Consider the following 12,265-nt stretch of genomic DNA (forward strand, 5'->3'; position numbering starts at 1 on the left):
ACCGCAGGCCGGATACCCCCGCGACCTCGTCCCGCCATCACGCCTCCCGCAAGATCTGCCCCAAGGTAGCGAATCCTGCACCGGCGGTAGCTCAGAACCGCACTCCGCGAGGGCGCCTTCCGCGGAAAGGCGCCCCCGTTCGCGTCGGGCTACTCCGCCGTGCGGAGGGTCTTCATCGCCCGGTCGAACTCCCAGAAGGCTCGCATGGAGCGGATCAGGCCTGATTCGTCGACGTGGTAGACGAAGACGCCTTCGGCGTCCATCGTGCTGCCGTCCGGGAGGAACGTCGTGATGTGGCCGGTGTTGGCGACCTCGCTGCCCGCTGCGAACGAGTCCTGGATGTGGAACTCGATGCGCTCGGCCTGGGCGATCGCCAGGTCCCAGAACGCCGCGATGCCCTCGTGGCCGTGGTGCCCGCGGCCCTCCGGGTCGAAGACCGACGGCCCGACCGGGTCCTCCACGAAGCCGTCCGGGGCGAACAGCGCCACCCACTCGTCCTTCTCGCCGCGGGTCACCGCGCTCATCGACTTCAGCGCCGCGTCGCGCGCCGGGTGCGGCTCCGCGCTGGCGGACCAGTGCACGCCATCGACCATGGTTTCCTCCGAGTCCGGTGCGGTGGTTCGGCGCTCATCGAACGAGGTGAGCGCTGTTCCCCTGGGGCGATCAGATCTGGCCGATGACTTCGTCGGCGAACTTGCGGATGGAGTCCTGCTTGGCGCTCAGCTCGGCGTCGAAGCCGTGCCCGTCGAACAGCCACGGGACCACGATCGCGTCCGTCACGCCGATCTCGGCCTGCTCGCGGTAGCCGGACGCGCCGAAGCGGTCCACGCACACCGCCTGGATCTCGAACGGCGCCTCGGAGCGGCCGTGCTCGGCGCGCAGCTCGGCGAGCCGGTCGATGGTGGTGCGCAGCTCCTCCAGCGTCATCATCGCCGAGGCCCAGCCGTCGCCGATCCGGGCCGCTCGCCGCAGCGCGGGCTCGGTGTGCCCACCGATGTAGATCGGCACCGGCGCGGTCGGCGCCGGGCTCATCTGCAGGCGGTCGAAGTCGAAGAACTCGCCGTGGTGCTCGACCATCCCGCCGCCGAGGATCAGCCGCAGCACCTCGATGGCCTCGTCCACGCGCGCACCGCGCTTGGCGTACGGCGCGCCGCACCACTCGAACTCCTCCGGCGCCCAGCCGAGCCCGATGCCCAGCCCGAAGCGGTCGCCCGTGAGCACCGCGACCGATGCCAGCTGCCGAGCCAGCAGCACCGGGTTGCGCGGCCCGAGCTTGAGCACCGAGGTGTAGAAGCGCAGCCGCGAGGTGACCGCGCCCATCGCCGCGGCGGCGATCAGCGGGTCCGCCCACGGTGTTTCGGCGTTCCACATCCGCGAGCCGTCCGGTGTGTAGGGATAGGCCGCGGAGACCTGTTCGGAGTAGAACAGCGAGTCGGGCAGGGCGATGGCGGCGAAGCCGCACTCCTCCGCGGTGCGGGCCAGCCCGGCGAGCTGGTCCAGCGGGCTCATCGCCACTGAAAGCGTGAACTTCATCGTTACCCCGGTTTCCGGGTGCCGACCACCCACATCGAGAAGTACTGGGAGCCACCGCCGTAGGCGTGGCCCAGCGCGGTGCGCGCACCGTCCACCTGGTGCTCGCCCGCCTTGCCGGTGACCTGCATCGCGGCCTCGGCGAAGCGCAGCATGCCGGAAGCGCCGATCGGGTTGGAGGAGAGCACGCCGCCGGAGGGGTTCACCGGCAGCCGCCCGTCCAGCGCGGTGTCGCCGGATTCGGTGATCTTCCAGCCCTGGCCCTCGGCTGCGAAGCCGAGGTTCTCCAGCCACATCGGCTCGAACCAGGAGAACGGCACGTAGATCTCGGCGGCGTCCACTTCGGACAGCGGATCGGTGATGCCCGCCTCCCGCCACAGCGCCGCCGCGGCGTCCCGGCCGGCCTGCGGGTTCACCTGGTCGCGCCCGGCGAAGGTGGTCGGCTCGGTGCGCATCGCGGTCGCGTGGATCCAGGCCGCGGAACCACCTGCCGAGCTCTCGTCGCCGATGACCACCGCGCACGCGCCGTCGGAGGACGGGCAGGTCTCGTCGTAGCGGATCGGGTCCCACAGCACCTGCGAGGCCAGCACCGATTCCAGCGTGATATCGGGCTGCTTGAGGTGCGCGTACGGGTTCCGCGCGCCGTTGCGGCGGTCCTTCACCGCGACCATCGCGCCGATGTGCTCGGGCGCGCCGGAGCGGCGGATGTAGGAGCGCACGTGCGGTGCGAAGTAGCCGCCCGCGCCCGCGCCGACCGGCATGCTGAACGGCGGCAGGATCGACAGCGCCCACATCGCGTTGGACTCCGACTGCTTCTCGAAGGCCACCGCCAGCACCCGCCGGTGCACGCCGCCCTGCACCAGGCTGGCCGCGACGTTGGCCGTCGAGCCGCCGACCGATCCGGCGGTGTGCACCCGGATCATCGGCTTTCCCGTCGCGCCCAGGGCATCCGCCAAGTGGAGCTCGGGCATCATGACGCCTTCGAACAGGTCGGGGGCCTTGCCGACGACGACGGCGTCGACGTCCGGCCAGTCCAGCCCGGCGTCGGCCAGCGCGCGTTCGGCGGCCTCCCGGCACAGCCCGGCGATCGAGACGTCGAGGCGCTTGCTGGTGTGGTGCGTCTGGCCGGTCCCGATGACCGCCGCCAACCGCTTGCCCATCAGGACCTTCCCTCCATCACGCAGACCAGGTTCTGCTGCAGCGCGGGCCCGCTGGTGGCGTGCGCCAGCACCCGCTGCGCCGCACCGGACATCACGCGGGAGGCGGCTTCGCCGATGCGCGCCAGCCCGGCGGCGAACATCGGGTTGCCGCACAGCGGCCCTCCCGAGGGGTTGATCGCCACGTCCTCGCCGAGCCCGATCGCCCGGCGCAGCACGATCTCCTGGTGGGTGAACGGTGCGTGCAGCTCGGCCACCTCGACGTCGCCGGCCCCGGCGGCCTCGGCCGCGGCGGTGGTCGACGGCGATCGGAGCAGGTCGCGGGCGCCGATGCTGCCGGATTCGATCCGGTGCTCCAGGCCGGTGATCCACGCCGGGCGCTCGTGCAGTTCGCGCGCCCGGTCGGCGCTGGCGAGCACGACCACGGCGGCTCCGTCGGTGATCGGGGCGCAGTCGTGCTTGCGCAGCGGGTCGGCGAGGTACGGCTCGGCGAGCAGGTCAGCTGCGTCCACCTGGCCCGAGATCTGGGCGCCGGGTCCGGCGGATGCGCGGCTGCGGGCGGCGACCTCGGCCATGTCCTGCTCGGTCCACGCGCCTGAGTCCAGGCCGAGGCGGGCCTGAAGCCCGGCGATGCTCACCGAGTCCGGCCACAGCGGAGCCGCGGTGTACGGGTCGAGCTGCAGGGCGAGGGTCCGGCGCAGGTCACCGGCCGAGGACTTGCCGAAGCCGTAGACCAGCGCGGTGTCGACCTCGCCGGTGCGGATCTTCACCCAGGCCTCGTAGAGCGCCCACGCGGCGTCCATCTCCACGTGGGACTCGTTGATCGGCGGGAAGGCTCCGATGGCGTCCACCGCGGCGATGAACGAGAACGCCCGCCCCGCCAGGTAGTCCGACGAGCCAGAGCACCAGAACCCGATGTCCTCGGTGCGCAATCCGGTGCTGTCGAGCACCTCCCGGAAGATCGGGACCAGCATCTCGACCCCGTTGGTGGTGCCGTGGGTGGCGCGCACGTTCGGTGCTTGCGCGAACCCGACGACCGCTACGTCTGCCACGGTGCACTCCTCGGCGTTTCGGTTGTCGCAGCGGACCGCTCCGGGGCGGTGCGTCAATTTCGCGAGAAATTGACCATCACCCGGGTGAACGTCAATTTCTCGCGAAATTGACGCGGTCCGGCCCGGCTAGAGGTGTTGGGCGTAGGTCTCGAAGGGGGCGTCCGGCTCGCCGGTGGGGCGGAAGTGGTCGATGTTCTGCAGCGTGTAGCCCCACTCCTCGCGGGGTTTCCACTCCGCGCGCACCCGCATGCCCATCCGCACCTCCGCCGCGTCGCAGCCCAGCACCAGGTGCAGGAAGGCGATGTCGGCGCCGTCGAGCAGGACGTAGGCCGACACGTACGGCGGTGGGATGCGCTGGCCCAGGAACGGCACGTTGACGATGCAGAAGGTGGTCACGATGCCGGTGTCGGGCAGCTCCACCTCCTCCACGGTGGGCACGCCGTCGGTGGGGCAGGCGCCGCGCGGCGGGAGGTAGACCTTCCGGCACTCCGGGCAGCGCTGGCCCAGCAACCGTCCCTCGGCGAGCCCGCGCAGGTAGCGGCTCTCCTCCGGGGACGCCGAGTGCTGGTAGTGCAGGTGCACCGGCGAGGTGATCATGGCGACCGGTTCGGGATCGGCCAGCGGCGCGGCGGAGGAGCCGCCGACCGGCTCGAAGCAGGCGATGTCGCGGATCCCGTTGCCCAGCTCGGCGGACCACCGGACCTGCACCCGCATGCCGGTGCGCACGGCACCGGGCGAGCCGGTGTCCAGCGCGTGCAGCATCGGAGTGTCCGCGCCGTCGAGCAGCACCAGCGCCCAGGCGAACGGGTGCGCCAGCGGCTGGCCTTCCAGTGGTTTCGGCATCCACGACCAGCTCAGCACGGTGCCCCGAGTGCCGACCGGGACGAACTCGTCGAGCGCGGCGGCGGTGTCCGGGTCGTACTCGACCGGTGGCACGTGGACCCGGCCGTCGCTGCCGCGCACGCCGACGATGCGGCGGCCGCGCAGTTCGGTGGCGAACCGGCGGTGGACCGGTCCGAGGGAGCGGGTGTAGTCGAAGCCGACTTCGAGCGGTGCGCTGAGTGGTTCGGAGAGCCCAGTCACGATTCGCAGTGAAACATGTTCTCGATTTTGGGGCAACATGCGGGCAGGATGGGCGTCGGTGGATCCGTCGGGACGAGGAGGATCGCTGATGAGGATCGGACTTCAGCTCGGCTACTGGGGAGCGGCGCCGCCGCCGAACGCGGAGGAACTCGTTCTCGGTGCCGAGAGCGCCGGGTTCGACTCGGTGTTCGCCGCGGAATCCTGGGGGTCGGACGCCTTCACGCCGCTGGCCTGGTGGGGTTCGCGGACCAGCCGGGTGCGGCTGGGCACCTCGGTGGCGCAGGTCGCCGCGCGCACCCCGGCGTCGTGCGCGATGCACGCGCTGACGCTGGACCACCTCTCGGGCGGCCGCTGCGTGCTCGGGCTCGGAGTGTCCGGGCCGCAGGTGGTGGAGGGCTGGTACGGCACGCCGTTCGCGAAACCCCTTGCGCGGACTCGGGAATACGTCTCGATCGTGCGGCAGGTGCTGGCCCGCGAGGCGCCGGTGCGCAACGACGGGGCGCACTACCGGCTGCCCTACGACGGGCCGGGATCGATCGGGCTGGGCAAGCCGCTGCGCCCGATCACCCACCCGCTGCGCTCCGACCTGCCGATCTGGCTGGGTGCCGAAGGCCCGCGCAACGTGGCGCAGACGGCCGAGATCGCGGACGGGTGGATCGCGGTGTACTACTCGCCGCGCGTGGCCGGGATGTACGAGGACTGGCTGGGGGAGGGCTTCGCCCGGCCGGGAGCGCGGCGCGGTCGCGCGGACTTCGAGGTCGCCGCCAGCTGCCAGGTGGTGGTGACCGACGACGCGGCCGCCGAGCGGGCGAAGCTGAAGCCCTCGCTCGCGCTCTACATCGGCGGGATGGGCGCGCCGGGCATGAACTTCCACGCCGAGCTCTTCCGCCGGATGGGCTACGACGAGGTCGTGGACGACGTGCTGCGGCTGTTCGGCGAGGGCAGGCGCGAGGAGGCGGTGGCCGCGGTGCCGGACGAGATGGTCGACGACGTAGCGATCATCGGCGACGCGGCGGCGGTGCGGGCGCGCGTGGCGGAGTGGGAGAAGTCCGGGGTGGACACGCTGCTGGTCGGCTGCCGCTCCGCCGACCACATCCGGAGCGTCGCAAAGGCCCTTGATCTGACCGGCGGGTGAGGTCCGGAGGCTACGTCGCGGTGGTGACCGTGAGTGTTTTGGGGTGCTATAGCCCCACAAACCGCTCACGGGTTCTGAGCAGCGGAAACGGAGCGTGAATCGGACGGCCCCGCACTCGGGCGAGGTGACGGTCCCGGCGGGAGCGGGCTGATGTCCTCTGTCCTCGGTGGACAGAACGGCGATCGCGGCCAGGCCTTGCCGATGTGGTGGAACAGGTTCTAGATTCGCGGGAGCTTTCCGATTCCCCCGTCGACGTTGACAGGAGTCCGCCGTGTCCGAGATCGGGCTGTGGAAGATCGCAGAGCAAGAACCGGACCGCACCGCCGTGATCGCCCCCGACGGCAGTTCGATCGGCTACGCCGAGCTCGCCGCCGCGGCGGACCGCTACGGCCGCGGGTTGCAGAGCATGGGGCTCGACGTCGGCGACAGCGTGGTGCTGATGCTGCCGAACGGCCCGGACCTGCTGGCCGCCTACTTCGCCGCGCTGCAGTGCGGCCTGTACGCGGTGACGGTGAACTGGCACCTGGTGGGCCCCGAGGTCGCCTACCTGATCGAGGACAGCGGCGCGAAGGCATTCATCGCTCATGAGCGGTTCGCCGATGCCGCCTCCGACGCCGCCGCGCGCAGCGGGCTGCCGGCCTCGGCGCGCTTCGCCGTGGGCGAGGTCCCCGGGTTCCAGCAGCTGTCGCAGCTCGGCGCGCAGGAACCGGCGAAGCGGCCGGACGTGCGCACCGCGGGCTCGCCGATGCTCTACACCTCCGGGACCACCGGTCGCCCCAAGGGCGTCCGGCGGCCGCTGACCGGTGCCGATCCCGACGTGGTGCCCGCCGCCGCGACCTGGTTCTTCGGCATCTTCGGGCTCGAACCCTTCGACGGGCACGTGCACCTGTGCGGCTCGCCGCTCTACCACACGGCGGTGCTCAACTTCGTCACCCACGCCATCCAGCTGGGGCACACCGCGGTGCTGATGGACCGTTGGGAACCGGCCGAGATGCTCCGGCTGATCGAGCGGCACCGGGTGACGCACACGCACATGGTGCCCACCCAGTTCCACCGGCTCCTGGCGCTGCCGCCCGAGGTCCGGCAGCGCTACGACGTCTCCTCGATGCGCGCGGCGATCCACGGTGCCGCGCCGTGCCCGCTGGAGGTCAAGCGGGCGATGCTGGAGTGGTGGGGCCCGGTGGTGGTCGAGTACTACGCGGCGACCGAAGGCGGTGGCACCGCGATCGGCGCCGAGGAGTGGCTGCGGAAGCCGGGATCGGTGGGCAGGCCGTGGCCGGGCTCGACGGTCAAGGTGCTCGGCGACGACGGCGCGGAGCTGCCGCCCGGCGAGATCGGCACGGTGTACATGCGGATGGGCAGCTCGACCTTCGAGTACCACCGCGATTCCCGCAAGACCGAGCAGGCGCGCGTCGGCGACCTGTTCACCCTCGGCGACGTCGGCTACCTCGACTCCGACGGCTACCTGTACCTGTGCGACCGCAAGAGCGACATGATCATCTCCGGTGGCGTGAACATCTACCCGGCGGAGATCGAGAACGCCCTGTCGGTGCACCCGAAGGTCGCCGACGTGGCGGTGTTCGGCGTCCCGAACGCGGACTGGGGCGAGGAGGTCAAGGCCGTCGTGCAACCCGCCGAAGGCACCGCGCCCGGCGACGACCTGGCGGCCGAACTCCTCGCCTACGCCCGAGACCGCCTGGCGAAGTTCAAAACACCCCGCACCATCGACTTCATCGACGAACTCCCCAGGGATCCCAACGGCAAGCTCTACAAGCGCAAGCTCCGCGCCCCCTACTGGGCCGACCGCGAACGCGCGATCTGAGCGCGGTGAAGGGCACCTTTTAGCAACTAACTTGCCTAAAGGTGCCCTTCACCGGTGATCGCCACTCGTTCGGGGAGCAGGTGAAGGGCGCCTTTGACCAACTTACTCGGCGAAAGGTGCCCTTCACGCGGAAAACTCATACCGCGCCGCGCGGCTTCGTTCTCGAACGGGTGGTGGGTGAAGGGCACCTTTCGCCAGCTAAATTGGTGGAGGGTGCCCTTCACCTGGCCCCGTAACCCGTTTGGGGGGGACGGTGAAGGGCACCTTTGGGCAAGATACTTGCTAAAAGGTGCCCTTCACCGGGGGAAATCAGCGGGAGCGGAAGGTGGGGGTGCGCTTCTCGGCGAAGGCTCTGGGGCCTTCTTTGGCGTCCTCGCTGGTGAAGACCTGCATGCCGTGGTGGGCGTCCACTTTGAACGCATCGTTTTCCGGCATGCCTTCTGTTTCGCGGATGGTGCGGAGGATCGCTCGGACGGCCAGCGGGCCGTTGGCGGCGATGAGGTTCGCCAGTTCGAGGGCTTTGGCGAGGGCTTGGCCGTCGGGGACGACGTGGCCGATCAAGCCGATGTCCTTGGCCTCCGCGGCGCGGATGTGCCTGCCGGTCAGCAGGATGTCCGCGGCGACGGTGTAGGGGATCTGGCGCGGTAGCCGGACGGCCGAGCCGCCGAGGGGGAACAGGCCCCAGCGGGCTTCGGAGACGCCGAAGCGGGCGCTCTCGCCCGCCACCCGGATGTCGGTGGCCTGCAGGATCTCGGTGCCGCCCGCGATCGCCGGGCCCTCCACCGCCGCGATCAGCGGTTTGGTCAGCCTGCGGCCCTTGAGCAGCGGCTCGATCACCGACATGTCCATGCCGCGGGTGGTGTCGCCGGGGTGGGACTGCGTCATCGCCTTGAGGTCCGCGCCCGCGCAGAACGCGCCGCCCGCACCGGTCAGGACGCAGGCGCGGATCTCGTCGTCGCGGTCCACTTCGTCCCACGCTTCGCGCATGATCTGCAACATCGGGCCGGACAGCGCATTTCGCGCCTCGGGGCGGTTCATCGTCACCACGAGCACCGGCCCGCGGCGCTCGACCAGGCAGTGGGGTGCTTCGGTGCTCGACGTCATGGAAAACCCTCCACTCGGCGGATGGCCTTGCTGTCAAGGGGAAAGCGGATCTGGATCGTCCAAGGAGCCCGGCATCGGCGGTGAATTCCGGTTGGGCTCGAACGGGTTCTTGCCCGGGACGATAACACGTTCTACTTTCTTCAGGGTGGCGTACAACATCGCAGATCTTTTCGAGCACGCCGTCGATCTGACGCCAGATCGCGCCGCCGTGATCTGCGGCGAGCGACGGCTCACCTTCGGGCAGCTGGACCGGCGGGTCAACCAGCTGGCGCACCACTACACCGCTCGTGGACTCGGGCGGGGCTCGCACATCGGGATCTACTCCCGAAACGGGATCGAGGCCCTGGAAGCCATGCTGGCGGCCTACAAGATCCGCGCCGTACCGATCAACATCAACTTCCGCTACGTGCCTGCGGAACTGCGGTACATCTTCGACAACGCCGACCTGGCGGCGCTGGTGCACGAGCGCCGCTACAGCGACAACGTCGCGCAGATCCGCCCGGACTTCCCGGGACTGCGCGAGGTCCTGGTGATCGAGGACGGAACGGACCTCGACCACGACGGGACCGAGTACGAATCCGCGCTGTCCGGCCATTCCGGTGAGCGGGACTTCGAGTTGCGCAGCTCCGACGACCTGTACCTGCTCTACACCGGTGGCACCACCGGCATGCCGAAAGGCGTGATGTGGCGGCACGAGGACGTCTGGCGGGTGCTGGGCGGCGGCATCGACTTCATGACCGGTGAGGTGCTGGGCGACGAGTGGCAGCAGGCCCGCGCCGGTGCTGAGAGCGGCGGTCTGGTGCGGCTTCCCGCGGCCCCGTTCATCCACGGGGCCGCGCAGTGGGCCAGCTTCGGCAACCTCTTCGCGTGCAGCTCCGTGGTCTTCGTGCCGCAGTTCGACGCGCACGAGGTGTGGCGGGCGATCGAGCGCGAGAAGGTCAACGTGCTGGCGATCGTCGGCGACGCGATGGCCCGGCCGCTCATCGAGGCCTACCGCGACGGCGGCTACGACGCGTCCTCGCTGCTGGCCATCTCCAGCAGCGCGGCGCTGTTCTCGCCCGCGGTGCAGTGCCAGTACCTCGACGAGCTGCCGAACGTGGTGATCACCGATTCCATCGGCTCCTCCGAGACCGGGTTCAGCGGCATCGGCGTGGTCTCCCGCGACAGCGGGCAGTCCGGCGGCCCGCGGGTCAACGCCGACGCCTCCACCACCGTCATCCGCGACGACAACACCTTCGCCGAACCCGGCGAGGTGGGGTGGCTGGCGCGCCGCGGGCACGTGCCGCTCGGCTACTACAAGGACGAGGAGAAGTCGCGGAAGGTGTTCGTCGAGATCGACGGCACGCGCTACGTGGTGCCCGGCGACTACGCCCGGATCGAGGACGACGGCACGGTGACCATGCTGGGCCGCGGCTCGGTGTCCATCAACACCGGCGGGGAGAAGGTCTTCCCGGAGGAGGTGGAGGCCGCGCTGAAGTCCCACCCGGACGTCTTCGACGTGCTGGTCGTCGGGGTTCCGGACGAGCGGCTGGGCCAGCGCGTCGCGGCCGTGGTGCAGCCGAGGTCCGGTGCGGATCCCCGGCTGGCCGACCTCGACGCGCACGTCCGGGAGTCGATCGCCGGCTACAAGGTGCCGCGCAGCCTCTGGCTGGTCGACGAGATCACCCGCTCGCCCAGCGGGAAACCCGACTACACCTGGGCGAAGCAGCACACCGAAGCGCACCCGCCCGCCGAGGTGCGCGAGCCCAAGCGCGCGGCTCAGTAGGTCCCGCGACCTCCGTTGAGATCGCACGTCCGATTTCCGCGGAGGTCGCGGGTTTCCGCCGAGCGCGGCGTTCCGAGACGACCGATGAGGACCAGATGCGAACGACACTGTGCGACACCCTGGGCATCGAGCACCCGATCGTCGGGTTCACGCCCTCCGAGCACGTCGCGGCGGCGATCAGCCGGGCGGGCGGGCTCGGGGTGCTGGGCTGCGTGCGGTTCAACGACCCCGACGACCTGGACGCGGCGCTGGACTGGATGGACGCCAACACCGACGGCAGGCCCTACGGGGTGGACGTGGTGATGCCGGCGAAGATCCCCACCGAGGGCGCCGCGGTGGACCTCGCCGAGCTCATCCCGCCCGAGCACCGGGACTTCGTGCACCGCACACTCGACGAGCTGGGCGTGCCGAAGCTGCCCGCGGAGGAGGAGCAGCGCGACGGCGTGCTGGGCTGGCTGCACTCGGTGGCGCGTTCGCACGTGGACGTCGCGCTGCGGCACCCGGTGCGGCTGATCGCCAACGCGCTGGGATCGCCGCCGGTGGACGTCATCGAGCAGGCGCACGAGCACGACGTCCTGGTGGCGGCGCTGGCGGGCAAGGCCGAGCACGCGGTGCGGCACGTCGACAACGGGGTGGACATCGTCGTGGCGCAGGGCCACGAAGCGGGCGGGCACACCGGCGAGATCGCCACCATGGTGCTGGTGCCGGAGGTCGTCGACGCGGTCGGCGCGCGGGCGCCGGTGCTGGCGGCGGGCGGCATCGGATCGGGGCGGCAGGCGGCGGCCGCGCTCGCGCTCGGGGCCGCCGGTGCGTGGATGGGCTCGTACTGGCTGGCCACCACCGAGTACCAGCAGCTGCCGGGCAACGCCGTGACGCAGCGGGCATTGCTGGAGGCCGGTTCCAGCGACACGGTGCGCTCCCGCATCTACACCGGAAAGCCCGCGCGGCTGCTCAAAACCCGGTGGACCGACGCGTGGACGGTGCCCGGCGCGCCCGACCCGCTGCCGATGCCCTTGCAGAACATCCTGGTCAGCGAGGCGCACCAGCGCATCATGCGGGCCGCGGACCCGTCGGTGGTGTCGATGCCGGTGGGCCAGATCGTGGGCCGGATGAACCAGGTCCGCCCGGTCGCCGACGTGATGGCCGACCTGCTGGCCGAACTCGACGCGACGGTCGACCGCCTCAACGGCCTCCGGTAGGTCAGCGGTCGGTCACCAGAGCGCGCAGCAGATCTCGGAAGGTCTCCTGCTGGCCGGGCGTGAGCGGGTCCAGCGGTGAGCGGGTGTCCAGGTGTTCCAGGACGGTGGTGCGGGTGCGCTCGCCGTCCTGGGTGAGCACGATCTGCTTGGCCCGCCGGTCCGTCGGGTGCGGCCGGCGCTCGATGAGGCCCTGCCGTTCGAGCCGGTCGAGGACGAAGGTCGCGTTGGACGGTTCGCAGGACATCCGGACGGCGAGCTCGCGCGCGGTGATCGGCTCGGACAGCTCGCGGAGCGCGATGACCTGGGAGGCGGTGAGGCCGAGCTGTTCGGCGACGCGGCGCACGTGCGCGTCGAGCGCCTGCGTGAACTGGTGGACCAGCTTGCACACGTCGCGATCGATCCGGTCCTCCGCCATGCC

Annotated in this window: 11 protein-coding genes; 4 read left to right on the top strand and 7 right to left on the bottom strand. The window is 70.8% G+C overall.

Going from position 1 to position 12,265, the window contains the following annotated elements:
* Positions 1-149 precede the first annotated feature (149 nt).
* From OU416_RS31820 to OU416_RS31840, 5 genes are all read right to left on the bottom strand, one after another.
* Positions 150-593: a nuclear transport factor 2 family protein gene (locus tag OU416_RS31820; protein ID WP_270930759.1), complete on the bottom strand. Its 444-nt coding sequence runs from the start codon at positions 591-593 to the stop codon at positions 150-152.
* 70 nt (positions 594-663) lie between these two features.
* The gene (locus tag OU416_RS31825; protein WP_270930760.1) at positions 664-1,533 is read right to left on the bottom strand and encodes a TIGR03619 family F420-dependent LLM class oxidoreductase; all 870 of its coding nucleotides are present in this window, start codon (positions 1,531-1,533) and stop codon (positions 664-666) included.
* Positions 1,534-1,535: 2 nt separating this feature from the next.
* The gene (locus tag OU416_RS31830) at positions 1,536-2,690 is read right to left on the bottom strand and encodes a thiolase domain-containing protein (RefSeq protein ID WP_270930761.1); all 1,155 of its coding nucleotides are present in this window, start codon (positions 2,688-2,690) and stop codon (positions 1,536-1,538) included.
* Positions 2,690-3,739 (bottom strand): thiolase domain-containing protein, encoded by a 1,050-nt coding sequence (locus OU416_RS31835; RefSeq protein ID WP_270930762.1) that lies wholly within the window; start codon positions 3,737-3,739, stop codon positions 2,690-2,692. Before OU416_RS31835 ends, OU416_RS31830 begins: the two co-directional genes overlap by 1 nt.
* A 126-nt stretch (positions 3,740-3,865) precedes the next feature.
* A complete protein-coding gene (locus OU416_RS31840) occupies positions 3,866-4,861 on the bottom strand; it encodes a Zn-ribbon domain-containing OB-fold protein (protein WP_372907130.1) in 996 nt (331 codons plus the stop codon).
* A gap of 49 nt (positions 4,862-4,910) precedes the next feature.
* On the opposite strand from OU416_RS31840, the gene OU416_RS31845 reads away from it, so the two are divergent.
* On the top strand, positions 4,911-5,957 hold the full coding sequence (locus OU416_RS31845) for an LLM class F420-dependent oxidoreductase (protein ID WP_270930764.1): 1,047 nt from the start codon (positions 4,911-4,913) through the stop codon (positions 5,955-5,957).
* A 271-nt stretch (positions 5,958-6,228) separates the two neighbouring features.
* Positions 6,229-7,779 (top strand): acyl-CoA synthetase, encoded by a 1,551-nt coding sequence (locus OU416_RS31850; protein WP_270930765.1) that lies wholly within the window; start codon positions 6,229-6,231, stop codon positions 7,777-7,779.
* Between the two features lie 309 nt (positions 7,780-8,088).
* On the opposite strand, the gene OU416_RS31855 is transcribed toward OU416_RS31850, so the two are convergent.
* A complete protein-coding gene (locus tag OU416_RS31855) occupies positions 8,089-8,883 on the bottom strand; it encodes a crotonase/enoyl-CoA hydratase family protein (protein WP_270930766.1) in 795 nt (264 codons plus the stop codon).
* Between the two features lie 145 nt (positions 8,884-9,028).
* Here OU416_RS31855 and OU416_RS31860 point away from each other — a divergent pair, with 145 nt between their 5' ends.
* Both OU416_RS31860 and OU416_RS31865 read left to right on the top strand, forming a co-directional pair.
* Entirely contained in the window at positions 9,029-10,648 is a 1,620-nt protein-coding gene (locus tag OU416_RS31860; RefSeq protein WP_270930767.1) for an acyl-CoA synthetase, read from the top strand.
* 95 nt (positions 10,649-10,743) lie between these two features.
* Positions 10,744-11,847: an NAD(P)H-dependent flavin oxidoreductase gene (locus OU416_RS31865; RefSeq protein WP_270930768.1), complete on the top strand. Its 1,104-nt coding sequence runs from the start codon at positions 10,744-10,746 to the stop codon at positions 11,845-11,847.
* A gap of 1 nt (position 11,848) precedes the next feature.
* On the opposite strand, the gene OU416_RS31870 is transcribed toward OU416_RS31865, so the two are convergent.
* Positions 11,849-12,262, bottom strand: coding sequence for a MarR family winged helix-turn-helix transcriptional regulator (locus OU416_RS31870; RefSeq protein ID WP_270930769.1), 414 nt, complete (start codon positions 12,260-12,262; stop codon positions 11,849-11,851).
* Between the last annotated feature and the right edge of the window lie 3 nt (positions 12,263-12,265).

The sequence above is a fragment of the Saccharopolyspora indica genome, assembly GCF_027853965.1.
GTDB lineage: Bacteria > Actinomycetota > Actinomycetes > Mycobacteriales > Pseudonocardiaceae > Saccharopolyspora > Saccharopolyspora indica.